General features: G+C 45.5%; 22 protein-coding genes. 11 read left to right on the top strand and 11 right to left on the bottom strand.

All coding sequences use genetic code 11. The features are described from left to right. Window positions 1-17: 17 nt before the first annotated feature. The 8 genes from P4S58_RS18795 to urtA all read right to left on the bottom strand — a co-directional run bounded on the left by P4S58_RS18795 (window position 18) and on the right by urtA (window position 7,246). Window positions 18-323 carry an urease subunit beta gene (locus P4S58_RS18795; protein WP_102987335.1) on the bottom strand — a complete coding sequence of 102 codons (306 nt, stop codon included), beginning with the start codon at window positions 321-323 and terminating at the stop codon, window positions 18-20. Window positions 324-331: 8 nt separating this feature from the next. Further along, complete coding sequence (gene ureA / locus P4S58_RS18800; protein ID WP_102942237.1) at window positions 332-634, bottom strand: urease subunit gamma; 303 nt, start codon at window positions 632-634, stop codon at window positions 332-334. Window positions 635-660: 26 nt separating this feature from the next. Beyond that, window positions 661-1,521 carry an urease accessory protein UreD gene (locus P4S58_RS18805; RefSeq protein WP_337165162.1) on the bottom strand — a complete coding sequence of 287 codons (861 nt, stop codon included), beginning with the start codon at window positions 1,519-1,521 and terminating at the stop codon, window positions 661-663. Between the two features lie 4 nt (window positions 1,522-1,525). Continuing rightward, entirely contained in the window at window positions 1,526-2,221 is a 696-nt protein-coding gene (gene urtE, locus P4S58_RS18810; protein WP_337165163.1) for an urea ABC transporter ATP-binding subunit UrtE, read from the bottom strand. Next, complete coding sequence (gene urtD / locus P4S58_RS18815) at window positions 2,215-3,054, bottom strand: urea ABC transporter ATP-binding protein UrtD (RefSeq protein WP_337165164.1); 840 nt, start codon at window positions 3,052-3,054, stop codon at window positions 2,215-2,217. The genes urtE and urtD overlap by 7 nt, the downstream gene beginning before the upstream one ends. Further along, window positions 3,051-4,136, bottom strand: coding sequence for an urea ABC transporter permease subunit UrtC (urtC, locus tag P4S58_RS18820; RefSeq protein WP_102954807.1), 1,086 nt, complete (start codon window positions 4,134-4,136; stop codon window positions 3,051-3,053). Before urtC ends, urtD begins: the two co-directional genes overlap by 4 nt. A gap of 2 nt (window positions 4,137-4,138) precedes the next feature. Beyond that, window positions 4,139-5,797: an urea ABC transporter permease subunit UrtB gene (gene urtB / locus P4S58_RS18825; protein WP_443089029.1), complete on the bottom strand. Its 1,659-nt coding sequence runs from the start codon at window positions 5,795-5,797 to the stop codon at window positions 4,139-4,141. A gap of 174 nt (window positions 5,798-5,971) precedes the next feature. Further along, window positions 5,972-7,246 carry an urea ABC transporter substrate-binding protein gene (gene urtA, locus P4S58_RS18830; RefSeq protein WP_042483021.1) on the bottom strand — a complete coding sequence of 425 codons (1,275 nt, stop codon included), beginning with the start codon at window positions 7,244-7,246 and terminating at the stop codon, window positions 5,972-5,974. Between the two features lie 274 nt (window positions 7,247-7,520). On the opposite strand from urtA, the gene P4S58_RS18835 reads away from it, so the two are divergent. Both P4S58_RS18835 and P4S58_RS18840 read left to right on the top strand, forming a co-directional pair. Then, window positions 7,521-10,868, top strand: coding sequence for a hybrid sensor histidine kinase/response regulator (locus P4S58_RS18835; protein WP_337165166.1), 3,348 nt, complete (start codon window positions 7,521-7,523; stop codon window positions 10,866-10,868). After that, window positions 10,865-11,785, top strand: coding sequence for a response regulator transcription factor (locus P4S58_RS18840; protein ID WP_102968718.1), 921 nt, complete (start codon window positions 10,865-10,867; stop codon window positions 11,783-11,785). The genes P4S58_RS18835 and P4S58_RS18840 overlap by 4 nt, the downstream gene beginning before the upstream one ends. Window positions 11,786-11,855: 70 nt before the next feature. Here the strand turns inward: P4S58_RS18840 and P4S58_RS18845 are convergent, their stop codons facing one another. Continuing rightward, a complete protein-coding gene (locus P4S58_RS18845; RefSeq protein ID WP_443089025.1) occupies window positions 11,856-13,931 on the bottom strand; it encodes a peptidase U32 family protein in 2,076 nt (691 codons plus the stop codon). A gap of 279 nt (window positions 13,932-14,210) precedes the next feature. Here P4S58_RS18845 and P4S58_RS18850 point away from each other — a divergent pair, with 279 nt between their 5' ends. From P4S58_RS18850 to P4S58_RS18880, 7 genes are all read left to right on the top strand, one after another. Continuing rightward, the gene (locus tag P4S58_RS18850) at window positions 14,211-14,768 is read left to right on the top strand and encodes a DUF1439 domain-containing protein (RefSeq protein WP_042483011.1); all 558 of its coding nucleotides are present in this window, start codon (window positions 14,211-14,213) and stop codon (window positions 14,766-14,768) included. Window positions 14,769-14,841: 73 nt separating this feature from the next. After that, window positions 14,842-16,320 carry a putative bifunctional diguanylate cyclase/phosphodiesterase gene (locus tag P4S58_RS18855; protein WP_337165167.1) on the top strand — a complete coding sequence of 493 codons (1,479 nt, stop codon included), beginning with the start codon at window positions 14,842-14,844 and terminating at the stop codon, window positions 16,318-16,320. 277 nt (window positions 16,321-16,597) lie between these two features. Continuing rightward, entirely contained in the window at window positions 16,598-18,244 is a 1,647-nt protein-coding gene (locus P4S58_RS18860; RefSeq protein WP_337165168.1) for a methyl-accepting chemotaxis protein, read from the top strand. 231 nt (window positions 18,245-18,475) lie between these two features. Beyond that, window positions 18,476-20,122 (top strand): methyl-accepting chemotaxis protein, encoded by a 1,647-nt coding sequence (locus tag P4S58_RS18865; protein ID WP_102962552.1) that lies wholly within the window; start codon window positions 18,476-18,478, stop codon window positions 20,120-20,122. Window positions 20,123-20,302: 180 nt separating this feature from the next. Next, window positions 20,303-21,439 (top strand): chromate efflux transporter, encoded by a 1,137-nt coding sequence (gene chrA / locus P4S58_RS18870; RefSeq protein ID WP_337165172.1) that lies wholly within the window; start codon window positions 20,303-20,305, stop codon window positions 21,437-21,439. A gap of 53 nt (window positions 21,440-21,492) precedes the next feature. Then, window positions 21,493-22,206 carry an AraC family transcriptional regulator gene (locus P4S58_RS18875; RefSeq protein ID WP_102987341.1) on the top strand — a complete coding sequence of 238 codons (714 nt, stop codon included), beginning with the start codon at window positions 21,493-21,495 and terminating at the stop codon, window positions 22,204-22,206. A gap of 99 nt (window positions 22,207-22,305) precedes the next feature. Continuing rightward, window positions 22,306-23,241, top strand: a complete 936-nt coding sequence (locus tag P4S58_RS18880) for a DMT family transporter (protein WP_102987342.1) — start codon at window positions 22,306-22,308, stop codon at window positions 23,239-23,241. Here the strand turns inward: P4S58_RS18880 and P4S58_RS18885 are convergent. Continuing rightward, window positions 23,159-24,595 carry an aminotransferase-like domain-containing protein gene (locus P4S58_RS18885; RefSeq protein WP_337165174.1) on the bottom strand — a complete coding sequence of 479 codons (1,437 nt, stop codon included), beginning with the start codon at window positions 24,593-24,595 and terminating at the stop codon, window positions 23,159-23,161. The two genes, P4S58_RS18880 and P4S58_RS18885, sit on opposite strands and share 83 nt — an antisense overlap. A gap of 100 nt (window positions 24,596-24,695) precedes the next feature. Here P4S58_RS18885 and P4S58_RS18890 point away from each other — a divergent pair, with 100 nt between their 5' ends. After that, entirely contained in the window at window positions 24,696-25,601 is a 906-nt protein-coding gene (locus P4S58_RS18890) for an EamA family transporter (RefSeq protein ID WP_337165175.1), read from the top strand. 110 nt (window positions 25,602-25,711) lie between these two features. After that, window positions 25,712-26,026, top strand: coding sequence for a hypothetical protein (locus P4S58_RS18895; RefSeq protein WP_042482990.1), 315 nt, complete (start codon window positions 25,712-25,714; stop codon window positions 26,024-26,026). A 66-nt stretch (window positions 26,027-26,092) separates the two neighbouring features. Here the strand turns inward: P4S58_RS18895 and P4S58_RS18900 are convergent, their stop codons facing one another. Next, entirely contained in the window at window positions 26,093-26,446 is a 354-nt protein-coding gene (locus P4S58_RS18900) for a group I truncated hemoglobin (protein WP_219725501.1), read from the bottom strand. Between the last annotated feature and the right edge of the window lie 6 nt (window positions 26,447-26,452).

Consider the following 26,452-nt stretch of genomic DNA (forward strand, 5'->3'; position numbering starts at 1 on the left):
TTTCCTATTCCTTGAAATCAGACCTTACCCATCACTTCTGCGCGGAAGCCGTACACTTCTCTCGCGCCATCTAACTCAACCAGTTCTACGTTTCGAGTTTGTCCCGGTTCGAAACGAACAGCCGTTCCCGCAGCAATGTTCAAACGCATTCCTTTGGTTTTCTCACGCTCAAAGTCGAGTGCAGGGTTGGTTTCAAAAAAATGATAATGGCTGCCCACTTGCACAGGTCGGTCACCGTGATTGACCACTGAAATACTCAGGGTTTTACGCCCCGCGTTGAGTTCAATGGGTGTAGATTGCAGTTGGTATTCTCCAGGCTTCATAACGCCTCCTACTGAATCGGGTTATGAACGGTGACCAGTTTAGTCCCGTCAGGAAAGGTGGCTTCAACCTGCACTTCTTCTAGAAGCTCTGCAATGCCGTCCATAACTTCGCTTTTGCTTAATAAAGTGCGCCCTTCACTCATTAACTGAGCCACAGTTTTACCTTCTCGCGCACCTTCCATAATGGCTGCGGAGATATAAGCACTGGCTTCTGGATAGTTGAGCTTGATACCTTTAGCCAATCGGCGCTCAGCCAATAACGCCGCAGTAAACAGCAGCAGTTTATCCTTGTCTCTTGGTGATAATTCCATATCGTCCCTCTGAAAAATGGTTTAAATCAGGTGTTCCAAATCCTTGGTGGACATGGCTCGATGCCCATCAATAGCGGTCGCAGAAGTTGCCAACATCCACGTAATTGTTGTTGTGCCTGTTCACTGCAATCGCCCAAATAGCGAACCACTATTACCCCTAGGCGATGGGTAACGCTCAGTGTCGTTTGCTTTGAATCTAGTGAATGTCTTAACGCAGTAACCGCAGAATCTGCATCTTCAATACCAAACACCACCAAAGTTCCAGAAACCAAATGATGGTTGAAACCACTCATGGCGGTGAGAAGCGGATCGTCCGCAGACAGAAATTGGCGCTCAAGCAGAATCGGCTTATCTTCCAAATAGACCGCCAAACGCTGTTCAACGCTGCCGCTAACAAATGGCAGATGACTTTTCGGCCGACCTAAACAGAACACGTCAATGCCAACGAATTTCGCCTCGCCATACAAGTTCACTCGTGTAGAAAGTTTGCCGTGCGCACCGTCAAACACGATGGTTTCCATAGGCATCCATTCACAACGGGCACTGTGCACATCAATATGAACCTGCTGACGCTGTGCGCCGCCTTGGCTGTCTGCTCTATAGATTTTTCCCGCAGAAGGTGTGGTGATCAGCGCGTGGCTGCCTTGCGCACATTCCACCTGAATGCTTAAATCATCGCCAGAGACCAACCCACCTGGGGGATGCAGCAAATAAACATGGCAAACCTCCTGCTCTGGGTAGAATGGACGCTGTACACGCAATGGGCCTTGAAACGCCATTTGGTGCATTCGAGTCTTCTCGCCATCAAAATCAAAACCCAGCGAGAGAAACGCTGGCCAGTGGCGCTCGGTTTGACTGATGAGGTCGAACTTAGACATAAGATTCATAGCGCTACACCGTTAGATATTCTTTGACCAGAGCATCATTGAGTTCTGTCATCTCACCTGCCGCCACTTGGCGTCCACGATCAAGAATGCAGAATCGGTCAGCCACTTTTCTTGTAAATGGTAACTTCTGTTCGACCAGCAATACCGTCAGACCAATTTCCTGATTTAGACGGCGGATGATGTCGCCAATCTCAGCCACTACGTTAGGTTGTATACCTTCTGTTGGCTCATCCAGAATCAGTAGTTTTGGGTTAATGACCAGTGCGCGACCGATCGCAAGTTGCTGCTGCTGACCACCTGAAAGGTCGCCGCCACGACGATGCAGCATCTCTTTGAGCACAGGGAAAAGTTCATAGATAAAATCCGGTACATTTTTGCTCTTATCGCCGCGCACGGGTAAACCTATACGCAGGTTTTCCTCCACCGTGAGCAGAGGGAATATTTGGCGACCTTGAGGGACATAACCGATCCCCAAAGGCGCACGTTTTTCCGCTGATAATCCAGCAATGTCTTGCCCAAGATATTCAATTTGACCACTTTGTGTCGCGAGCAACCCCATCACACATTGCAGTAACGTGGTTTTACCCACGCCATTGCGTCCCATCAGGCAGGTGCATTTACCCTCTTCAACATTAAGATCTAAATCCCACAGGGTATGGCTTTGTCCGTAAAACTGGTTTAATCCCTTCACCGTTAACATGCTTCTTCTCCCAAATAGACTTCAACCACTTTGGGGTTGCTTTGCACCTGATCCATGGTGCCTTCGGCAAGTACAGAGCCTTGATGAAGAACCGTAACGTTTTTGGCAATCGAGCGAACAAAATCCATATCATGTTCAACCAACACAATGGTGCGTTCGCCAGCTAGGCTGGTGAGTAGCTCGCCAGTTCTGTCCATTTCCTGATGCGTCATTCCCGCCACAGGCTCATCCACCAGCAGCAGTTTCGGGTTTTGCATCAGCAGCATGCCAATCTCTAGCCACTGTTTTTGTCCGTGAGATAGAGCACCAGCGAGTAGAAAGCATTGAGGCTCTAAACCAATTTGTTTCAGCACATAATCGATGTAATCAATGTCTGACGAACTCAGTTTGGCAAACAAGGTCGAACGAACGGTTTTCGCTCCAGCCATCGCCAATTCAAGGTTGTTAAACACGGTTTGGTTTTCAAATACCGTCGGTTTTTGGAATTTACGACCGATTCCCGCTTGGGCGATCTCCGGTTCACTCAGTTCAAGCAGATCAATATTCTGCCCAAACCACGCACTGCCACTGTCTGGGCGAGTTTTGCCAGTAATAATGTCCATCATGGTGGTTTTGCCTGCGCCATTAGGGCCGATAATGCAGCGCAGCTCCCCTTCATTGATATACAAATTGAGATCGTTTATCGCTTTGAATCCATCAAAACTAACGGTCAATCCTTCAAGGTAAAGCAAGCAGCCATGACCAACGGTCAGCATTGGATTTACTTTCGGCACAAGGAAATCATAAACATGTTCACGGTCAGTCATTGACCTTGCAAAATCTCTCAAGCTCATGCGTTTGCCTCCTTGGTTTTGATAAGCCCAACCACACCTTTTGGCAGGAACAGCGTCACTAACACAAACATAGCGCCAAGGCTAAACAGCCATACCTCTGGTAGCGCAGCGGTTAAATAGGTTTTGGCATAGTTGACCGCTAATGCACCAACCACCGCGCCGTACAGGGTTGCGCGACCACCCAATGCAACCCAAACCACCAGCTCAATCGAGTTCAATGGAGAAAATTCAGAAGGGTTGATAATGCCAACTTGCGGTACATACAAAGCACCAGCAATACCTGCTAACACAGCAGAAAAACAGAAAATCGCTAACTTGATGTATTCCACTTTGTAACCCGTGAAGCGGGTACGAGATTCCGCATCGCGCACCGCCATTGCTACGCGCCCTAAACGGCTCACCACAATAAAACGACACGCCAGATAACCAAGACCAAGTGCGACACCCGATAAGATGAACAGCGTGATTCGTGTTGAGTTAGCCTGTAAATCAAAGCCCAATAGATCTTTGAAATCGGTTAGACCGTTGTTGCCACCAAAACCCATTTCGTTGCGGAAAAATGCCAGCATTAATGCATAAGTCAGCGCTTGAGTGATGATTGATAGATATACACCTGTTACGCGAGAGCGAAACGCCAACCAACCAAAGACAAACGCAAGAACACCAGGTGCGAGAACGATCATTAAAGCTGCAAACCAGAACTGGTCAAAACCGTGCCAGAACCAAGGCAGCTCTTTCCAGTTTAGGAACACCATGAAATCTGGCAGTTCAGGGTTGCCGTAAATGCCACGATCACCGATCTGACGCATCAGATACATACCCATCGCATAGCCACCCAAAGCAAAGAATGCCGCATGACCTAAGCTCAGAATACCCAAATAACCCCACACCAAGTCCACAGCAACAGCGAGTAATGCATAGGTGAGATACTTACCCATTAGCGTGACGGTATAGGTTGAAATATGCAGTGCACTTCCTGAACCCACCAGCATGTTCAACACTGGAATCACACACAGAGCCACTGCCAAAACCAATAGAAATGTCATGGTAGAGCGATCAAATAACTTCGGTTGATACACCATGATTATCCCTCCGCAGAACGCCCTTTCTGAGGGAATAATCCTCGGGGCTTTTTCTGAATAAATAGAATGATGAATACCAGCACTAGGATTTTCGCCAGAACGGCGCCAGCCCAAGGTTCAAGAACTTTATTTGCCACGCCTAGTGACATACCCGCGACCAGCGTTCCCCACAAGTTGCCCACACCGCCGAATACCACCACCATGAAAGAGTCGATGATGTAAGCCTGACCTAAGTTTGGCCCTACGTTGGTTAGCTGACTTAACGCAACGCCAGCAATACCCGCAATGCCCGAACCTAAACCGAAAGTCATGGCATCTACCCACTCAGAGCGAACACCCATCGCACGTGCCATACTGCGGTTTTGCGACACAGCGCGAACCTCAATACCTAAACGGGTGTAGTTCAAAATCATGTACAAAAGTGCAAACACAATCAGACAGAAAACAATGATGTATAAACGGTTTAATGTCAGGCTAAGCAGAGGGTTTATCTCAATTACACCTTGCATAAAATCCGGTGTTGAAACCGATCGGTTTAGCGGAGAGAACACTGTGCGAACCGCTTGTTGCAGAATCAGGCTGATACCGAATGTTGCTAACAATGTTTCTAGTGGACGACCATACAAAAAGCGGATCACGCAACGTTCAATCAGTACACCAGCAACTGCAGACACCACAAACGCCAAAGGGATAGAGATAAAAACAGATAAACCGATGTGTTCTGGCATTAAGGTTTGAACCACATAAGTGGTGTACGCACCCAACATGATGAGTTCGCCGTGTGCCATGTTGATAACGCCCATAACACCAAAGGTAATAGCAAGACCAATCGCTGCCAACACCAATACAGAACCAAGACTTAAGCCGAAAAACAGGGTTTGCGTCATGTCCGCCACTTTCTCGCGCTGCTCAATATTGCTTAACGCGATACGCGCAACACCAATGAGTGCACTCTCAGGGTTCTCACTAATAAACTGATTAAGCGCATTACGAGCCGTTGGTTGGTAGCTGGGTTTGAGAGTATCAATCGCTTGAGTAAGGACATTATCGTCGCTACTGTTTTTCAAATCATAGATAGCCAGCGCCGTTGTTCCTAAGTCTTTCACTTTGGCATCTGACTCTTTCACTAAGTGATCTTTGAGAAGTTGATAACTCTCTTCATCCATCGAACCCATTAACTGGTTAATCGCGTCAATACGCTTGTCCGGATTAGGATGAGAGATGCTTAACGCGGCGATTGCCGATTTTAATTTGCCGCGCAAACTGTTGTTGATACCGATTTTTTTAATCGCTCGGGAATTTACTGTCGACTGAGAATTTGCCGACGACATATCGCCATCATTGGTCGAAAGAAGTGGCTGAATCGTAAAGTCACTGCCCTCTTTGGCTTTAATGATTACCAATGTTGAGCTTGATTTCTCAACATATAAATCGCCATTCAGTAGCAGACTCAATACGTCAACCGCTCGCTCGTCGCCACTTTGAAGAATGCTATCCACACCCGATTCGATTTGATTGAATTTGAGTGTCGAAATCGCTTGTAAACCTTCATCGAATGAAGCACTTGTCTCGGCTTGCGCCACAGAAGTCACACATAAGGCTGTCACCCCAAGCAACCACACCAGAGCTATTCGTCTGGGATCGCGCACTATGGAATACATTCGCTTAATTAAGACCATGAGTAACCCTTTCTGACTCGGCTATTAGCCCAGCCTCTAAAATCCATTTCTTGCTTTATCAAGCAGAGGATAAGTGGGGCATTCGCACCCACTTATTTCGTTACGCCTATTCGTCAGGCTAATGTCGTAAAACAGCAGGAAGGTCTGTGTTACGAATTAGAAGTTCTGACCAGAACATTTACCTGTTTTAACGTTGTAGTTACCGCAGCTAAGTGGCGCGCGCCAATCTGAAATCAGGTCTTTAGAACCCGGTAGGAAATCAGACCATGCATCACCCGCAACCAAACCAGCCGTTTCCCAAACAGTTTGGAATTGACCGTCATCTTGGATTTCGCCAATCAGAACAGGTTTAGTGATGTGGTGATTAGGCATCATGGTTGAGTAACCGCCAGAAAGGTTAGGAACAGACGTACCAATGAGCGCGTTTTGCACGGCTGCTGGATCTGTTGTGCCTGCCGCTTCAACCGCTTTCACCCACATGTTGAAACCGATGTAAGTCGCTTCCATTGGGTCGTTAGTGGTGCGTTTGTCGTCTTTAGTAAACTTGTGCCACGCTTCGATGAACTCTTCGTTCGCTTGTGAATCCACGCTTTCGAAGTAGTTCCACGCTGCTAAGTGACCGACAAGTGGAGCAGTATCCATACCTGAAAGTTCTTCTTCACCCACAGAGAATGCAACCACTGGAATTTGGTCTGCTGTTACGCCTTGGTTACCTAACTCTTTATAGAAAGGTACGTTTGCATCGCCATTGACGGTAGAAACCACTGCTGTTTTCTTGCCCGCAGAGCCGAACTTCTTAATGTCAGAAACGATAGATTGCCAATCAGAGTGACCGAAAGGCGTGTAGTTGATCATGATGTCTGATTCCGCCACACCTTTATCTTTCAAATAGGCTTCAAGGATTTTGTTGGTAGTGCGTGGGTAAACATAGTCCGTACCTGCAAGAACCCAACGTTTCACACCTTGATCCATCAGGTAATCAACTGCTGGAATTGCCTGTTGGTTTGGCGCAGCGCCTGTGTAGAACACGTTTTTCGAAGACTCTTCACCTTCATACTGAACTGGGTAGAACAGAATGCTGTTCAACTCTTCAAATACTGGCAGTACAGATTTACGAGATACTGAAGTCCAGCAACCGAATACTGCTGATACTTTGTCTTTTGAAATCAATTCGCGCGCTTTTTCTGCAAATAGAGGCCAGTTAGACGCTGGGTCAACAACCACAGGCTCTAGCTTTTTACCAAGCAGACCACCCTTTTTATTCTGCTCTTCAATCAGCATCAACATTGTATCTTTCAGTGTGGTTTCACTGATTGCCATAGTGCCTGACAATGAGTGCAACACACCGACTTTAATCGTGTCTGCTGCTAGTGCATGTGCACTGAGTAGTGACGCCGCCAGTACTGCCGTGGAGAGGAATTTCCGTTTCATTTTTCATCTTCCCTTGATTAATAAATGGTTCAAACTTACACCCCCAATGACAGACATCAGTTACAGACATCAGAAGCAAGCTCCGGAAAAGTATCGGTGAGATAGAGAGTTAGCGGTATGCGCGTATTGCGCACTTTGTCTACGCCAAACTACGCATATTAGATTTAAACAAATCGAGCTATACTCGCGCGAGCGACCTATAAAATGAAATGGTTGAAATTTCCAGACTTGCAAGGAGTGTAAGTCACCGCTTTAAGGATGAAGAGACAATGAGATGCAGAAGGTTCCGATAACGCGCAGGCGTTATAACACACTGGTTGGCAATGAATTACTGGAAGATTTCGCGCTGCGTTTTACCGCCAAACGAGCAAGAAAGTGGTCCGCAGGCTGGATAGCCAATACCGCTTTGGGTATCGTTTCGTTTCTGGTGCTTGAAGCCATCGGCGGCACTATTACTCTCAACTACGGCGTTATCAACTCGCTTTGGGCAATAGTCGGTGTTTCTCTGGTAGTCATTTTAAGTGGCATACCTATCTGCTATTACGCCGCCAAATATGGTGTTGATGCCGACCTACTTAGTCGCGGTGCGGGCTTTGGCTATATTGGCTCGACCATAGTGTCGCTCATCTACGCTTCGTTCACCTTTATATTTTTTGCCCTCGAAGCCGCCATTATGTCGATGGCGATAGAACTGCTGTTTGGTATTCCGCTGTTTTGGGGATACATCATCAGCGCCGTGATTGTGATTCCTCTGGTTGCTTTGGGTATTTCCAATATCGGACGATTTCAGATGTGGTCTCAGCCGCTTTGGCTTGCGATGCAACTAATTCCCCTGTTCTTCGTTTTTACTCACCCAGACAGTCAAATTGACCAATGGCTCTCTTACGGTGGCTTAGTTGGACACAGCCCTGAGTTTGACTGGATGTTGTTTGGTGCAGCCTCGGCAGTACTGCTTTCGGTTGTGGCGCAAATTGGTGAACAGGTCGATTTTCTGCGCTTTCTTCCCGCACAAACTCCATCAACTAAATTGCGTTGGTGGGCTGCGATGCTCATCGGTGGACCCGGTTGGATGCTGTTTGGCGCTTTGAAAATTGCCTTAGGCAGTTTCTTGGCGTGGCTTGCTATCGGTCACGGTATTGCGCCAGATCTGGCAGGCGACCCGGCTCATATGTATGTAAATGTGTTCGGTTATATGACGGATAACACCAAACTTGCCCTTATCTGCGCCGGTTTGTTTGTCATCATTTCCCAGCTGAAAATTAACGTTGCCAATGCTTACGCAGGCTCTCTGGCTTGGTCTAACTTCTTCTCACGTTTAACCCATCACCACCCCGGTCGCGTGGTATGGATGATCTTCAATGTATTGATTGCACTGCTGCTAATGGAACTTGGCGTCTATCAACTCATTGAGCAAACTTTGCAAATCTACTCGGTTCTGGTGCTCTCTTGGATTGGTAGCATAGTGGCTGACTTAGCCATCAACAAACCGCTCGGTCTTAGCCCCAAACACATCGAATTTAAACGCTCAAAGCTTTACGACATAAACCCTGTGGGCTTAGGTTCAATGATCATTGCATCCTTGTTTGGATTCGCGGCCCACTTTGGCGTGTTTAATGATGTGTTCAAAGCGTTCGCCTCATATCTTGCGTTCATATTGCCTTTTATCACTGCGCCATTAATTGCACTCGCGACACGCAGTCGCTACTACTTAGTCCACGACGAAATCATTGTTCACCATGGACATAACGAACATGAGTGTGTGGTTTGCCAGCACACATTCGAAGAAGAAGACATGGCGATGTGCCCTGCCTATCAAGGTCACATCTGCTCACTTTGCTGCTCTCTCGATGTTCGTTGCCATGATAAGTGCCGCCCGCAAGCCACCTTTCACGCACAGGTTAAACACGCATTAAAGCCTTATTTACCGCTCGCATGGATCAACAAACTCTCCTCTTCTATCAGCCAATTTTTTATGGTGATGATATTAATGAGCCTTACAATTGGCGCGATTCTGGCACTGACATACAGTCAGGTACCAAGCCTAGATCCGACCAAGATGAATGCGCTCTCTATCAGTCTGTTTAAAGCGTTTGCCCTGTTGCTCATCCCAATCGGCATTATCAGTTGGCTATTTGTATTGGCTAGAAGCAGCAGCAGCCTCGCTATGAAAGAGCTTCAGGCACACACCAATTTGCTTTCTGATGAAATTACCGCGCACGAAAAAACCTCTCTGGAGCTTGAGCGGGCAAAGAAAAAAGCAGAAAACGCCAACGATGCGAAAAGCCGTTATCTGGCGGGGCTGAGCCATGAACTGAGAACACCACTCAACGTGCTGCTCGGTTACGCCCAACTGCTCAGCAAGGATAAAGAATTAACACCGAAAAAACGCCAATATGCCGAAACACTGGAACGAAACGGCAAGCATCTGGGTGATTTACTGGAAAGTCTGTTAGAGATTTCGAAAATTGAGGCGGGACGCCTAGAGCTGCATCGGGACTCGTTTAACCTGCATTCTTTATTACAACAACTGGTCGAAATGTTCCGCATGCAGGCAGAGCAAAAGCAGCTCACCTTCCACTACAGTTGTGCTGGTCATTTACCTGTATTTATCAGTGCTGATAAGCAAAGACTAAGGCAGATCCTTATCAATATGCTCAATAATGCAGTGAAATACACAGAATCTGGGCATGTTCACTTCTCGGTAACGTATCGGAACCAAGTCGCACGCTTCAGTGTTGAGGACACGGGTATTGGTATTTCAAAAGACGAGCAGCAACTGATATTCCGCCCTTTTGAGCGTATTCAATCTGACCACACCAAACACATCAGCGGCACAGGGTTGGGATTAACCATCTCTAATGCGTTAGCCGACTTGATGGGTGGTGAGATTGAGTGTGTCAGCGAAAAAGGCAAAGGCAGTACCTTTACCTTGAAAATGATGCTGTCAGAAGTGAATGACTATTCGAATGAACCTGAGTTAACTAACCTTGATGTCACTGGCTATAAAGGACCGAAGAAAACCATTCTGGTGGTAGATGACATTGATGATCAGCGTACGCTTATCAGCAATATTCTGAGCCCACTTGGATTTAACGTCCTTCAAGCCAACTCCGCACAAGCGGCATTGGAACTGGCGGAAAGCAAAGCAATCGACCTTTTCATGCTGGATATCTTCATGCCACAAGTGAACGGCTGGCAATTGGCGATTAAATTGCGTCAAAAGCACTACTATCAGCCTATACTCATGCTCTCAGCCAATATTCAGGAGTTAGAAACCAACAATCAGCTATACAGTTATCACAATGGCTACCTGACCAAGCCTGTTTCACTGTCACTCCTGCTTGGAAAGTTAAGCCAATTGTTGGGCATTGAATGGGTATATCAAGCCGATGAAAAAGAGAGTCATCAAGAAATAGCTGACTTCTACCCAAATCATTCCGAGCTTTATAAACTGAAAAGCTATGCCGAGATCGGGTTTATGTCCGCATTCAGTGACTTGCTCGATCATTTAGAAAGCAACGGTCACCAAGGCACAAAATTTATCAGCACCATGCGAGAAGAGGCGCACCATTGCCGCTTCGCAAACATCGTCGAACATATTAATGGATTAATAGATTCATGAACGGTTTCTCAGCGAAAAACATCATCGTATTAGTGGTCGATGACTCTCCTGAATCATTGGGAATGTTAAATGCAACTCTCAATGAAGCAGGCCTTACCGTACTGGTCGCACTGGACGGTCATCAGGCACTATCGATAGTGGAAAAAATCCAGCCAGACGTCATCTTGCTTGACGCCGTCATGCCCGTATTGGACGGCTTCGATACCTGCTTGAAGTTAAAGGAACGCTTGCCAGCGATTCCTATCATTTTTATGACGGGGTTAAATGACTCCAAACACGTCATCAAAGGGTTTGAAGCAGGCGGAGTAGATTACATCACTAAACCAGTGGTTCCGGCTGAAGTGCTCGCTCGTATTCGCGTTCACAGCCATAACGCACGCATGGCTAAATCTGCGCAAGCCGCGTTGGATTACGCTGGGCAATTTATATTCTGTGTCTCAAAAAACGGCGATTTGGAATGGGCAACACCGCACGCGCAAGAACTGTTGTGCGACATTAGCCGCCGCTCAGACAGCACGCAGGACATTGCGCATACTTGGTCACAAATCCAAACCGACATCGCTCTATGGCTCAACAGTGGTGATACTTCTGCACCATTGTCCATTACTCAGTTTGACTCGCCTCTCGAAGCAACCTTTGCAGGCAATGACAGCAATACGCATGTTCTGATTCGAGTCAACGTTCCTAAACAAGCAGGAACCGAAGATGACCTACGCGAAGTGTTTAACATCACCAAGCGCGAATCTCAGGTTCTCTATTGGCTCTCTTTCGGTAAAACAAATTGGGAGATTGCGCAGATACTCGATATGAGCCCGCGCACGGTAAACAAACATCTTGAGCAGATTTATAAGAAGCTGGAAGTCGATAACCGCACGTCAGCGGTGAGTATGTCGATACGGGTGTTGGAAAAATCGTAGTGCCAAAAGAAATGGGCAAACCGCTACAAGTTTGCCCTTCTCTCCTAACCGACTAACCGACTAACCGACGTTATTTCAAACCTTTTAAATACTGCTTGTTTGTTGTGCCTATAATGTTTGATGACAACGTTTGCTGCGCTGCTTCAACACCATCTAGTGCTTGCTTAAACAGCTCAATCAACTCTGCTTTACCTACCGCCAGTTTGGTATGGGTTGGGATATCTCGCAGATCAATCATCATGTCACTAAACAGATTCGGCACTTCAGCGAATAAATCCAAGTTTAGGAAATTCTCGTTACCATATAGGCAATTGTGATTGCCGCGCTGCTTGTGAATGATATGAGACTGTTCTTTTAAGCTGATGATTGATGCGGTTTTCTCACAGCGTTTCATACAGCCTTTATTCATACTCTGCTTCTTACAGCCGATGCTTTGAATGAGCAAACACTGTCTGCTGGTCATCAAATGAATCGGATGATAGAGGCTGTAAAACAATCTAAAGCCTTCAGGTCTGACTAATCGCTTCATCTGGTTAGCGCTCAGCTCATTGGAAATAAACGCACCATTACCTTTTAGCTCTTGCTCAATACACTGCAAGGACAGCGAGTTAATGATATTGAGCTGTGGTCCCGCAACCCAAGGTAAACCCAAGCTTTGCGCTATTTCAGCCACACCAAGGTTATTGGTGATTAACCATTTCGGTTTGATATGTTCAAGCAGCCGACACGCAGCTTGGTAATGCTCACCAATTAATATCGCAGGGAAATAAGGGATAAGGGTTGGATAACGAGTAAACACATCCAAGACTTCTTGGTACTGAAGTTCTAGCGCATCCGGTATTTGATAGAAAAACTCTGTTTCGCTGGCTTGTTCAATTAAATCTAAATCACTGGCCTTGTCGATCAGTACCGAAAGCTTCGTAGTACTGTTTAACTTTGCGTTAGCATCGAACTTAGGTAGTGGAATATTCGCGATAAAGCCGCTTCCCTTCAAGCTCCGCTTAGCATTGGCAGTAATTGGCATTGCTTGAGTAATCGCGTCGACCTTACGAATAACATCGGTGTTGCGATCATAAATAAAATTCTTAGCATCTTGTAAGGATACATCCGGCTTAACTGTCTGACTTACCTGTGAAGTCACGGAAGTAACGTTCGCTACGGCAAATTCTTTATATGCCAAACCATTAGACGTTACATTTTTAGAAGCAAAATGAGCAGCCGCGAAATTTCTCGGATTATCAATGTACATATCGCGATGGATATCGCCTTTTAGATAGCCATTGGTAAAGTCACGATTGAAGACGGTATAAAGCTCAGACATATCACTGAGCATTTCGCCCGTTTCGCAGTACTGGTCAATTTGCTTCCGCCAATTATCAACCACAGTGTAAACATAATGTGACTTCTTAATTCGCCCTTCCACTTTCAGCGAATAGACGCCTGCACGAGCCAGTGCATCCATATCTTCAAAAGCAGAGTTGTCTTTAAGGTTGAGCGGGTAATTGTTGCCAGCGTGAGTGGTTTGGTACTGATCACGACAAGGCTGACTGCAACGTCCACGGTTACCGGATGCACCGTTTAGTGCCGAGCTGAAATAACACAGACCTGAGAAACCGATGCAATAAGAGCCATGCACAAAGACTTCCATAGATACATTGTGCTCTCGACCATATTGCGCCAAATGGGTGATTTCATCGATATTCAGCTCTCGGGATAAATTCACACGGCTAGAGCCGAGTTTGCTCAGCAGCTTAATTTGCCCTTCATTGTGAGTGTTCATCTGCGTCGACGCATGCATATCCAAGCGAGGGAAGTAGTGTTTGATGAGAAATGCTAGACCTAGGTCCTGAACGATAACGCCATCGACTTCAGTCTCGTTAATCTGAGTCAACAAGCGAATAATGGATGGAATTTCACTTTCAAGCAGAACAATGTTGAGGGTGAGAAAGATCTTACAGCTGTGTTGATGAGCAAGTTCAATGACACCCTCAAGGACATCAAGCGTAATATTGGTTGCTCGATTACGTGCATTAAATCTATCCAGTCCGCAGCAAACTGCGTCTGCACCAGCTGCAATTGCTGCTTTGATCGAATCTAAATCGCCTCCGGGGGCGAGTAGTTCAAACTGCTCTTTTATAAAACCCAAACCGCACTACTCTCTCAGCCAATATGAGCAGAGAATTATAGCGACCTTGATCACAATTCCTTTGATGTGGCTCAGGTCACCATCAAGTTTGTACAACTCGTTCATAACTGTTGAATTTATTAAAGGTAACAGCTTGACACCATCGGCAAACAAGACTTTGCTCTTATGATAACCAAAACAGTATGATGCAGAATCAGAAAACGCCCATATTGTTGTACAAAATGATTCGCTATGATGTCCCATAGCTATCTTTATCGTGCATAAAAAGAGCCCAAGTCCATGATCAAAAAAGCATTAAAATCACTTCTTTTACCTTTAGCCGCTCTGACATTTGCTGGTTGTGCAAGTTATAGCGTGACAGAGCAGGATATGACTAAGTATCTGCATGATAACGTCAGTTTCGAGCAATCTGTTGGGGTTCAAAATGTTATGCATGCCTTTGTTTCGATTCACGATCTCGATGTGAATATTGGCCGAGCCGACGCAGACCGCGTGTCTGTGCTTGCAAACACCACCGCCAAAGTACAAATCTGGAACCAACCAGAGAAGAAACTGGAACTGGATTTAGAGTTCAGCGCAGTCCCAGAATATGACAAAGAGACAGGCGAAATATTCTTGAAATCTCTGCGTCTAGACCGTTTTGATGAAGAAGGCCAACTGTTGACGCCTGAAATTAAGCAGTTACTGAAACCAGCCGTTTCAATGATCGGCACTGCATTATCACAGTATCCGGTATACAAACTGGACAGCAGTAAAGTTGAGCAGGCATTATTGAAATCAGCTGAGCCAAATCTTGTTATCAAAGATAATAAGCTAGTTATTGAGCTATTTGACTAGACAAACCGTAAGCATCCATGGTGTGCTAGACATACTTTATTACAAGTATAAACAACCCCAGGAGAGAGGGAATATGAACAGTACAGTCACCTCAGCGGTAAAGGTTGCCGCTACGTATGCTCTGTTCGCTACCTTATGGATCCTTTTCTCCGATCTTGCGGTAGAAACCCTTTTACCCAATTCTCAAATGCGTGCTGTCGCTCAGACATACAAAGGTTTAGCTTTTGTTGTTATCACCGCAGGTTTACTGCTTGCTATGGTACTGAAAGGCAACAATGCCTTAGAAAAAGCCAACGATATGGATAGCCTGACGGGCTTGCACAGTATGACGATGTTCGTCCGTACGTTGAACCTGACCATCAGACAGCTCAAACCCAATGAGCAGCTCATTCTTGGCTACCTTGATATTGATGATTTCAAAAGAATTAATGATGCAATTGGTTTTGATAAAGCCGATGCTTTTCTGCAAGATTTGGCCCAAGCACTAAATCAAGCTTTATTACCCGGGTCATTTGCTTCTCGCTTGCATGCGGATCAGTTTGCCAGCTTTGCCAAGATCACAGGCGAATATGATATGGACGAACACATGCAAGATATCCAACGTCTGTATAACCGTCTTTCCAAAGATTACGGAATTGAGTCGACATGCTGCATCAGCATTGCTCTTTATCCTCAAGATGGCAGCACCGCCAAAGAGCTAATGGTTTCTGCAACAGAAGCGCTTAATGTTGCAAAAGAGAAAAAGAATGCAATCCAGTACCACGATAAGACCCTGACAGAGAAGGCGTTACAACGCCGTCAGATGATGTTGGATTTACGCAATGCCATCGACAATGACGTTCTCAGCGTTGTGTATCAACCCAAATACGATTTGAAGACGTTGAACGTTAATGGTGTTGAAGTATTAGTACGTTGGAATCACCCGTCTAAAGGATTTATCGCTCCGGATGTGTTTATCCCACTCGCAGAAAAACATGGTTTAACGGGCGAAATATCAAAGTTGGTGATCAGCAAAGTGGCCAAAGAGTTGAGTTCAACAGACTTGTTGGGCAGCAAAATTAAAACCATTGCCGTTAACGTATCGGCAGCTGAGTTCAACGACTCAGAAGAAATGCACGAGTTGGTTCGATACATCCAAGCTCAGAAAGCCATTGCCCCATTCGTCAGCATAGAAATCACTGAAACCGCAACATTGGACAACCTAAATAACAGTGTTGAATTGATTTCATCACTCCAGAAATGTGGTATTGCGATTTCTATCGATGACTTTGGTACAGGTTATACGTCTCTTGCCATGCTTAAAGATTTAACGGTCGATGAAATCAAAATCGACCGCAGCTATATTTCAGAAGTCGATAGCGATGACCGTTCCAAAACCATTGTCAGTGCCATCATTGCCATGACCAACAGCTTTGGTATTAATCTCGTCGCCGAAGGTGTGGAAACAGAAACTCAACTAAAAATCCTGCAAGAAATGGGCTGTCAACAAGCTCAAGGATATTACTTAGGTAGACCCATGCCACTGCAGCAATTGGTTGAACACCTCGCCTAAGCGAACCATCTTAGCGTCCCAACACCTCACTTGCTGACAACTGGCAGGTCTCGTCATAGCGAGACTTGAAAGCTAAATTTCCTGCCTTCTGGCTGACTATCACAATACCAAATCAATTTTCGTTGCTGTGCATAGCAGTTCTTCCGTTTTAGCCTAAGCTATTCATTAATACATAAACTTTTTTATTAGTTACACCTCTTAGCCAGCCATTCTTTTAGCTGGCATTTAATGAGCCTCAAACGCTGTCTAACATCAAAATACGGAAGGTATTCACTCAATGTTAATTGATAAACTCACGCTAAAAAGCAGATTGATTATTACAGTGGCAATCCCCTGCTTGGCATTGATATTTGTAGGTTTGGCAAGCCTGAACGCCATGTCGGTAATGGCCAGTAAAACCCAAGAAATGTACCTTAATACTGCGGCACCTATGCGAGCAGTAGCCGAAGCCGCTTCCCGTATACCAAGGATGCGTGTCGGTATAGATATGATGCTGCTTCAAGAAACGAGCCTACGGGATGCGAAAGGGGTAAAAACTCGTGTTAAAGAAACTCGAGAAGAAGATATTCCAGAAATGCGCGATGCGCTTAATCTTGCCGTGAGCACTCAAGTAAACCCAGAGCTAAAAGCGCAAGTGCAACGCTTGCTGAATGATTTTGAAAAAATGGTCAGTACTGAGCTAAACCCACTTCTTGAAGCTCTTGATAAAGATGACACTGCAACCGCACAGCAAATATACAAAGAAAAATACGCGGTGACCTACGGCACGATGCGTAAAGATGCCAACACCTTATTGGAAACCTTGTTAGCACAAGCGGAGTCACAAAATAAGCTGAGCCACGATAGCTATATCTCCGGCAGAACGACGCAGATTATCATCATTAGCGCAGGTCTTATTATATCCTTTATCATCTCTTCTGCGATTGTTATGAGCTTACGCAAGAGAGTATCAACATTAAGAGATACCATTACGACTGCCGCACAAGACATGTCATTAAACACGCGAATCAAGTTGGATGGCAAAGATGAGCTGACAGAGATTGGCGATAGCTTTAACTTGTTTATGGAAAAAGTCCACAGTGCAATTCATCAGGTAGCAGAGAACTCTCGCCAACTGGCAGTAATGGCTAGAGATGTATCAGAGCGAGCTCGTCATACTCAAAGTAATTGCACATCTCAACGCGACCGAACAGTGCAAGTGGCAACGGCGATTCATGAGCTTGGCGCAACGGTGAGTGAAATCGCGGCCAATGCTGCTCAGGCAGCAGATGCAGCAAATGAAGCGACTCACCAGTCGAGTGATGGTCAGAAAGTCGTTATGCAAGCAAGAGATCAAATTGGCGCTTTGTCCCTTGAGCTACAAAAAGCGACAAACGTCGTTGAATCGCTGGCTAAACAAGTGAACGACATCAGTTCAACCTTGGATACGATTCGTAATATTTCCGATCAAACCAACCTACTTGCGCTCAACGCAGCCATTGAGGCCGCGCGAGCTGGCGACCAAGGTCGAGGCTTTGCTGTGGTTGCTGACGAAGTCAGAACCTTGGCTAGCCGATCAGCTAATTCCACAGAAGAAATTCAGCAGGTGATCGATAAACTTCAATCAGAGTCCAAACGTGCGGTTGAAGCGATGCAGCAAGGTCGTGAACAAAGTGACCGAGTGGTTGAATATGCAGACAACGCCACCAGCGCCTTAGAGCAAATCAACAGCCACATAGACCAAATTAGCGGACAGAACATACAGGTGGCGACGGCAACGGAAGAGCAATCTACCGTGGTCGAAGACATTAACCGCAATGTTGAAGAAATTAACCATCTGACCACTGAAACAACCGATATTGCTATGCAACTAAATCAATCCAGTAATAGTCTGCAACAGCTCTCCTCTCAGTTGGACAAACTGGTCGGTAACTTCAAGCTCTAGCTTTTCCCTCGTACACCCCCTATGAACAAGTTTTTGAGTTCATAGGGGTCAACCCTGTTTCAATTAAACTCATTTAAATTTATGAAAATTCTATAATTCCTCGCAATCTCGACATGTTGTCTTGCAAAACTGTGTCCACATTCACATCCGATTAAAATTCCACCATTTTAATTATTGGCGACTTGGTAAAGTCCTTATCCATAACAGCAACAGACATGGATATTTAACGTTATGCTCATCAATAATTTCACCTTAAAAACCCGTTTGCTAATTACTGTAACCATCCCCTGCCTAGCATTAATTACTGTTGGCTTACAAAGCCTTAATTCAATGGATTCCATCGATAAGAAAACCGAAGCGATGTACTTAAACACAGCAGCACCAATGCGTGCTATGGCAGAAACGGCGTCTAGAATTCCAAGAATGCGTGTCGGAATAGATATGATGCTGCTACAGGAAACCGCCCTTCGTGATGCCAAAGGCATTGCTACACGCGTCAAAGAAGCAAGAACAGAAGACATTCCTGAAATGAGAGTGGCTTTGGATGACGCCGTTAAAGCTCAGTCCGATTTAGTGCTTAAAGAGCGTGTTCAAAAACTCGCAGATGCATTTGAGGTAGTAGTGAAAGACGAACTCAACCCAATGCTCGATGCTTTGGACAAAGGTGACCTGTCTAGCGCGCAACAAATCTACCGTGATAAATACGCCAAAAGTTACGGTGTAATGAGAAAAGAAGCCAATGTCATATTGGATACCTTGTTACAACAGGCAGAGGTACAAAATTCACTCAGTCACGAAACCTATACCTCGAACCGCAATACACTGATTGTTATCAGTATTATTGGCCTGCTGATTTCATTCATTATCTCGTCATCCATCGTGCTGAATCTTCGCAGACGAGTGACCTATCTGCGTGAAACCATGAATAACGCGGCACAGGATATGGCATTGAACACCCGAATCGAAGTCGAGGGCCGAGATGAGCTGACCCATATCGCAAACAGCTTCAACCAATTTATTGAGAAGGTACATACCTCAATGGTTCAAGTGGCAAGAAATTCACGTGATTTGGCCGAAATGGCTGGCAACGTCTCTGAACGTGCAGACCATACTCGTCATAACTGCACCTCGCAAAGAGATCGCACCGTTCAAGTATCTACTGCGATTCATCAGTTAGGTGCGACCGTTGATGAAATTGCGGCCAACGCCTCACAGGCTGCCGAAGCCGCTAACGAAGCAACGCATCAATCCAGCGATGGGCGTAATGTGGTCGGTCAGGCGCGTGAGCAAATTGGTGAACTGTCGAGAGAACTCGAAGAAGCGACAGAGATTGTTCAGTCGTTAGCGAAACAAGTCGACGATATCAGCTTAACTTTGGACACCATTCGCAACATCTCTGATCAAACAAACTTGCTGGCACTTAATGCAGCAATCGAAGCAGCACGTGCCGGAGAACAAGGGCGTGGTTTCGCTGTTGTGGCCGACGAAGTTCGCACACTTGCTAGTCGCTCCGCCCAATCAACAGAAGAGATCCAAAACATCATTGACCGGTTGCAGACTGAATCTCGCAGAGCAGTTAACGCTATGGATAAAGGACGAAATCAAAGTAACTTAGTTGTCGGCTTTGCCGATAATGCCACGACTTCTCTGGGGCAGATCAGCAGTCACATAGAACATATCAACGCGCAGAATATTCAGGTTGCGACAGCCACTGAAGAGCAATCGACTGTTGTTGTCGATATCAATCGAAATCTGGAAGAGATTAACCAACTGACTTCTGAAACCACAGATATTTCAGAACAACTCAATCAGTCCAGCACCCATTTGCAAAGACTCTCCTCTGAGCTCGACAAGCTGGTAGGTAATTTCAAACTTTAAACAAGCAATCTTAAAATAAACCACTCCAAGCCATTACCGGGCAAAGCAGAAGATGAATTTCTGACACATTCGGTAATGGCTTTTTACATTAAATAATTGTGAATTATTAACGAGATAGGTTGAAATTGTAGCTTGCTTTAGATATTCATGGCGCAACATCGATAAAGGAAGCTTATTTACATGTTCACTATCTTCAAAACCTTCTTCTGGTTAGGTTGGATTAGCTTCGGCGGCCCAGCGGCTCACATTGGTTATTTTCGCCAAACCTTCGTTGAAAAGCTCAAATGGTTAGACGACAACGAATATGCTCAGATAGTGGCACTCAGCCAGTTTTTACCCGGGCCAGGTTCTAGTCAGGTCGGCTTTTCGATTGGCTATAAACGCGGTGGTTTACTCGGAGCTACAGCAGCATTCATCGGCTTCACTGCCCCTTCGATCATTCTGATGCTGATTCTTGCTTTAGTGAGCAGTCAGATCACCGATACTGCTCTGTTCCACAACATCGTACACGGGCTTAAACTGCTTGCTGTGGTTGTGGTTGCGGATGCAACTTGGGGAATGTACAAGAACTTCTGCTCAACCAAACTCTCGGCAGGTTTAGCCCTTCTCACAGCAAGCATGCTGCTGGTTGTTCCAAGTATTACCACGCAGCTATTGGTATTAATTTTGGCGGCTGTTATCGGCGCAATCTATATCAAAGGTGACACAGCCAAAGCACAAAGTTCATTTAAACCCAGCTATGTACCGTTACTGTTGTTTGTTGCCATTTTGATTGGCACTTCGGTGCTATCGAGTCATCCAAGCGTTCAGTTGTTCGGTGATTTCTTCCAAGCGGGTAGTTTAGTGTTTGGTGGCGGACATGTCGTTCTGCCGTTGCTGCAAAACCTTGTAGGCGATCAGCTTAGTCAAGATACGTTTCTAACGGGTTACGCGGCAGCTCAGGCAGTACCGGGGCCAATGTTCACTTTCGCGACGTATTTAGGTTACGCTTTGATGCCCACCGCTCCAGTTTTGGGTGCATTGTTAGCGACTATAGCGGTGTTCCTACCCGGTTTCTTACTGCTGTTAGCGGTGTTGAAGAACTGGCATGCACTGGCAGATAACCCCACCATTTCAGGTGCACTGAACGGCGTAAATGCTTCCGTTGTTGGTTTACTGGCCGCAGCATTATACCAACCGGTATTTACCAGCGCGGTGTTTAATGCAACCGACATTGCCTTGGTATTGGTTGGCTTCTATCTGCTTAAGCAGCTTAAGTTACCCATCGTTGTATGTGTCGCATTCTTCATTGTTGCAGGGGCAGCTTTAGGGATATAGTGTCTTCACGTTTTTGCTAGGGTCAGATGATCTTTAATATCGAAAATTGATGAATGCTTAATTCCAACTCTCTCTCAATTCGCTCATACAGCCGTCAAAAGAACGGGCATAGCCATGATTTTCATCAGTTGGTTTTGCCTGTTCGTGGTGTCATTAATATTGAGGTTGAAGCATTTAAAGGGGCAGTAAGACCTGGAGAGTGCGTTGTTGTTCGTGCAAACGAAATGCATTACTTCGCGGCAGAAACAGAAGCGCGTTTTGTTGTGGCCGATCTCGAACATCTGCCACCGCACATTTTAGATTCTGACACTATCGTCTTTTCAATCAGCCCACCTTTAATGCATTACTTGAGCTTTATAGAAGAGCAACTTAAGTATCAAGTGAATAGAGAAATTGAACAACTGATGTTAACCACTTTCTCGCTTTTGCTTAGTGAACAACAAATACTTAAGCAGTTCGACCATAGAATCAGAAAAGTTCAAGAATATATCGAAGCCCATCTTGCCCAGCCGCTTTCGATTACTCAATTGACAGCGATTGCTTTTTTAAGTCCAACCCAGTTAAAAAAACTGTTTAAAGAGCAAACAGCTTTGACGGTTACCCAATACATTACTCACAAACGAATGGAAAAAGCACAAGCGTTGCTTATCCATACTGACTACCCTATTCAAATCGTCGCGGAATCAGTGGGCTATGTCGACCACAGTGCTTTTAGCCGCCGTTTTTCGCAACATTTTGGTTTTCCTCCCTCAAAGCTAACCCGTTAACTCCGTCTTTACTGCCAAAACAAGCGTCCAATCTGCACAAACAAACTAAGAAAACACGCATACCATTTCACTCGTATTAAGTCAGTTAATGGAGTGGCTATGTTGAAGAGTAATACCAATATCAGCGGAATATTCGCCGTTGTATTAGCGAGTGTGTTCTGGGGAACAACCGGAACCGCCGCCAGTTTTGCGCCAGATATTAGCCCTCTTGCCATCGGCGCGTCAGCCATGGGTGGCGGTGGCTTATTGCTGCTGATTAATGCCCGAAAGAAGCTGACCAAAGATATCGCCACACTGGTAAGAAACTACAAGCTTCTGTTATGTGGCGGCGCAGCCGTGGCTGTCTATCCTCTTGCTTTTTATTCATCTATGCGTTTTTCAGGCGTGGCGATTGGGACATTAATCTCTATTGCCAGCGCCCCTTTCTTTTCTGTTCTTCTTGAGCGTCTAATCAGCAAAAAATCAATATCACTACACTGGGTGATTTCTTTTATTGTGGGTGCAATAGGAATCGTGTTACTCACGTTGGGTAAACAAGACAGCTCATACTCTGCTGAGGCCTCTCTGCTGCACTTAATCGGTATAGGGCTGGGACTTATCGCCGCGTTAACTTACGCTACGTATTCATGGGCGGCTCGTGGCATGATTGAACGAGGAGTGAGTTCTCAATCAGCGATGGCGAGTATGTTTGGTTTGGCTGCCACACTATTACTGCCGTCATTGTGGGTGACTGGTGACAACCTTTTTGCCGATGCAAAGCATACGGCTGTGGTGATCTATATGGCAACCATACCTATGTTTTTAGGCTATCTGCTGTTTGGCCATGCACTAAAACAATTGGAAGCCAGCACAGCAACATTGATCACTCTGCTAGAACCTGCTGTTGCCACTTTGTTTGCCGTCAGTTTAGTCGGAGAAAGATTCACTCTTATTGGCTGGTATGGCTTAGCGTTTATTGTTGTTTGCTTGTTGCTGCAAGTTGTTCCGTTTCCAGCATCGCGACTTGCAAAGAATCCTGCGGCAGACAGCTATTAATCAGCTCAATAAGCTTTCTCAATAAGCGCTCGATTTCGTTGCTCAGAGCAAACCCAATATTAATCCGAACACAATCATCGTAGCGTTGCGATTCGGTAAATACGCTGCCAACCCGTATATCCATATTTGATTTAATCGCCTCGGCATTGAGTTTATCTGAACTTAAACCAGCGACCTGAAGCCAAAGTACCAGACCGCCATCAGGCTGAGTAATGCGGCTGTTTTGCGGCAAATGCTGAGCTAAGAAGCGGGTGTAATCTTGCTTGTTGATCGCCAACTGCTGTCTGGTTCGCTTGAGATGGCGGCTGTAAGCGCCCGTTTGAATGAAATCGGCTATCGCTGTTTGAATAAGCGTGGGTACGCCCTCGTACTGTTGAGTATATTTTGCAACGAACTTACCTGGTCGGCACCAACCCAAACGGTAACTTGGTGAAAGAGTCTTAGAGAAAGAGCCACACCAAATCACATAGCCACTTTCATCGTAATAAGCCGTCGGCAAATGCCATTTATCCGAATGATTCAGTTCGAAATACACGTCATCTTCAATCACAGGAATTTGATACTGGCTTGCGAGCAGACTTAAGCACTTTTTCTGTTTAGCCGACATGGTTATGCCTTGCGGATTCATGTGCGTGGTGCAAAATAGCCCCGCTTGCGCTTGCTTGTTTTGAAACAGTCGCTCCAGAGCATCGAGATCGATGCCATCTTCTACAGATGGAATCTCAATGACTTTTAAACCCAAGTTAGCAAGTAATTCCAACAACCCGTTAAAGCACGGAGAGCTGACTGCAACGGTATCTCCAGCCTTAACACAGATCTGCAATGCTGTTTTTACTGCATCCATACATCCATGAGTAATCACAAGTTCATCCGGACGCAATGCAAATCCCAACTGACTGAAGTGAGAGCACAAAGCTTCCCGCAGAACAGGTTCACCCTGTTTATTTGGATACTGTGTCAATCTGGAAGGCGATTGCGTCATGACGCGGCGAAAACTCTTATCCAAGGCGCGTTGCTCTGTGACATCCAACTCAATACAAGCGATGCCTAGTGGCCCCGATTTCACTTGAGGTTTTATGCGTGGCCTAACGTTTGTCGCGAGCTGAGTCGCAAATCGCTGCCAAGATGGCGTCGCCACAACCGGCGTTTGTGAACAGATAAAGAACCCTGACTGAGGACGAGCTTCGAGCCATCCTCTCTGTTCTAAATCTTGATAACAACTTACCGCCGTAGAAACACTCACATTATGCTGTTTGGCAAACAAACGTAGTGAAAGCATACGGTCACCATGCTTAAGTTTGGAGGACTGAATATCTTCAATGATCTTCTCTGCTAACTGTTTGTATTTCTGCATAGCGATAAATTGTACTGATTAAATTTTAAATAATTGTATCTGTACTGGTTTAGTAACTCAAGTAATACTCTGACCATATTGTGAACACTAGGAGTTTATTGTGCAGGGAAAACATTTATTACTCGTTATTGGGGTTATGGTCATTTGGGGCGTGAATTTTTCCGCTATCAAACTCGGTGTAAACCAACTCGATCCTTTTTTAATTGCGGCTGCTCGATTCATACTGGCGACTTTTCCCATTATCTTTTTTGTCAAAAAGCCTAACGTCCCAATTAAATACTTAATGGCTTACGGTTTAGTCTTCGGTACAGGCATTTGGGGTATGGCGTATTGCTCCATTGCTTTTGGGCTTTCATCGGGAATGGCCTCGGTTTTGCTGCAGCTGGACGTGTTAACCAGTATCGCGGTAGGCGCTTTGCTTTATAAAGAAGTGATCACCAAACAAATGTGGTTTGGGATTCTCGCGGCACTGATTGGTTTAACTCTGTCGATTATCTATACCAATGGCAACATCACCTTGCTGGGGTTTGTCTTCATTCTTATTGCAGCCATTTGCTGGCCTATGATGGGAGTGATTATCCGCCATTCAGGAACCAAAGCGCCATTCGCCTTTAACATCTGGGGAATGTTGTTTGCCCCTATTCCGCTTGTTCTACTGAGCATTGCTATTAATGGAGTGGAAGGCCTAATCACCACTTACGAGCAGTGGAATGGCAGTGCATGGTTCTCGGTATTGTTTCAAGCCTACCCGACCACCCTATTCGGTTACTGGGTTTGGAACAAAATGGTACTCAGCTATCCAATGTCGAAGCTTGCACCGCTAACCCTGTTAACCAGTGTGTTTGCTTTACTTAGCGGATATCTGTTTTTTGGTGAAACGCTCTCCACCGTTCAGTGGATTTCGTGCACGCTATTTTTAGCGGGTATTGTTGCTGTGATCTATCCGAGCAAAGAGAAGCCGACCATCAGCATCGGGAAATCTAAATATCGGCGCATTCCTACTTAATAGTGACATGGTTTATCTGTATACTTGGCGGCTGTTTATCACTCGTGCAGCCAAGTTTCAGAGCTTGCCTAGTGGTAAGAAAACCAGATTAACCAAATGCGGAGAACTTGATGACTGAGCAAAATGTTGGGCAGATTCTCAAAGCCTTCAACAGTATTGAAGCCAAAATTGAACAACAAAACAGTGCTTTAAGAGAGCTCAACCTGAAAGTAAAAACGCTGGAAAGCCAAAACAAACAATTGGCACAAATGATCAACAAGCTTCAGACGCCAGCAGCGCCAAAAACCGATGTTGAACAGGTAGCGCTAACCAAACAGTTTCAGGCTAACGTTGCGAAAAGCTTGGATTCGATTGAAGACAAGTCTAAGAAAGCGATAGAACTGATTAAAGCGAACTCGGGCAGTAAAAAGCGCGCTTGGCCGTAAATATAGATTGGGTTGAAGAAGGGTGAGGGTCAAAGTGGCCACCTATCTATAACCCTCATTTACGACTCAAACCAAGATAATATCTGAACGCATACTATAAAGAATAAACAAAACCTCTTCCTGCTCTCGTTGACCTATACCATTTTTCTGTAGCGCTTCTAGAGCATCATCAAGAACGGCCATGAATTCAACGGCAGAAATGTTCATCCCTTTATGAGCCGCTAGCATATCGGCACCTTTATAGACATTTGGCCCTCCACTACCAGTAATAAAAAATTCCGAAACAGTTTTCTTGAGTTTATTCACATCTGACTTAGCGAAACGATTTGAGATAGAACGGTTACTAAGATGTAAGTCCACTATATCACTAGATATTTTGGTTATGGCCTCACTGCCACCTAATCTTTCAAATAACGACATACTCAT

It is taken from the genome of Vibrio sp. Hal054, from assembly GCF_037162405.1.
GTDB lineage: Bacteria > Pseudomonadota > Gammaproteobacteria > Enterobacterales > Vibrionaceae > Vibrio > Vibrio diazotrophicus.

Excerpts from the sequence above, each read along its gene's own strand:
- P4S58_RS18795 (WP_102987335.1), bottom strand. The coding sequence starts at position 323 with ATGAAGCCTGGAGAATACCAACTGCAATCTACACCCATTGAACTCAAC.
- ureA (WP_102942237.1), bottom strand. The coding sequence starts at position 634 with ATGGAATTATCACCAAGAGACAAGGATAAACTGCTGCTGTTTACTGCG.
- P4S58_RS18805 (WP_337165162.1), bottom strand. The coding sequence starts at position 1,521 with ATGAATCTTATGTCTAAGTTCGACCTCATCAGTCAAACCGAGCGCCAC.
- urtE (WP_337165163.1), bottom strand. The coding sequence starts at position 2,221 with ATGTTAACGGTGAAGGGATTAAACCAGTTTTACGGACAAAGCCATACC.
- urtD (WP_337165164.1), bottom strand. The coding sequence starts at position 3,054 with ATGAGCTTGAGAGATTTTGCAAGGTCAATGACTGACCGTGAACATGTT.
- urtC (WP_102954807.1), bottom strand. The coding sequence starts at position 4,136 with ATGGTGTATCAACCGAAGTTATTTGATCGCTCTACCATGACATTTCTA.
- urtB (WP_443089029.1), bottom strand. The coding sequence starts at position 5,797 with ATGTATTCCATAGTGCGCGATCCCAGACGAATAGCTCTGGTGTGGTTG.
- urtA (WP_042483021.1), bottom strand. The coding sequence starts at position 7,246 with ATGAAACGGAAATTCCTCTCCACGGCAGTACTGGCGGCGTCACTACTC.
- P4S58_RS18835 (WP_337165166.1), top strand. The coding sequence starts at position 7,521 with ATGCAGAAGGTTCCGATAACGCGCAGGCGTTATAACACACTGGTTGGC.
- P4S58_RS18840 (WP_102968718.1), top strand. The coding sequence starts at position 10,865 with ATGAACGGTTTCTCAGCGAAAAACATCATCGTATTAGTGGTCGATGAC.
- P4S58_RS18850 (WP_042483011.1), top strand. The coding sequence starts at position 14,211 with ATGATCAAAAAAGCATTAAAATCACTTCTTTTACCTTTAGCCGCTCTG.
- P4S58_RS18855 (WP_337165167.1), top strand. The coding sequence starts at position 14,842 with ATGAACAGTACAGTCACCTCAGCGGTAAAGGTTGCCGCTACGTATGCT.
- P4S58_RS18860 (WP_337165168.1), top strand. The coding sequence starts at position 16,598 with ATGTTAATTGATAAACTCACGCTAAAAAGCAGATTGATTATTACAGTG.
- P4S58_RS18865 (WP_102962552.1), top strand. The coding sequence starts at position 18,476 with ATGCTCATCAATAATTTCACCTTAAAAACCCGTTTGCTAATTACTGTA.
- chrA (WP_337165172.1), top strand. The coding sequence starts at position 20,303 with ATGTTCACTATCTTCAAAACCTTCTTCTGGTTAGGTTGGATTAGCTTC.
- P4S58_RS18875 (WP_102987341.1), top strand. The coding sequence starts at position 21,493 with ATGCTTAATTCCAACTCTCTCTCAATTCGCTCATACAGCCGTCAAAAG.
- P4S58_RS18880 (WP_102987342.1), top strand. The coding sequence starts at position 22,306 with ATGTTGAAGAGTAATACCAATATCAGCGGAATATTCGCCGTTGTATTA.
- P4S58_RS18885 (WP_337165174.1), bottom strand. The coding sequence starts at position 24,595 with ATGCAGAAATACAAACAGTTAGCAGAGAAGATCATTGAAGATATTCAG.
- P4S58_RS18895 (WP_042482990.1), top strand. The coding sequence starts at position 25,712 with ATGACTGAGCAAAATGTTGGGCAGATTCTCAAAGCCTTCAACAGTATT.
- P4S58_RS18900 (WP_219725501.1), bottom strand. The coding sequence starts at position 26,446 with ATGTCGTTATTTGAAAGATTAGGTGGCAGTGAGGCCATAACCAAAATA.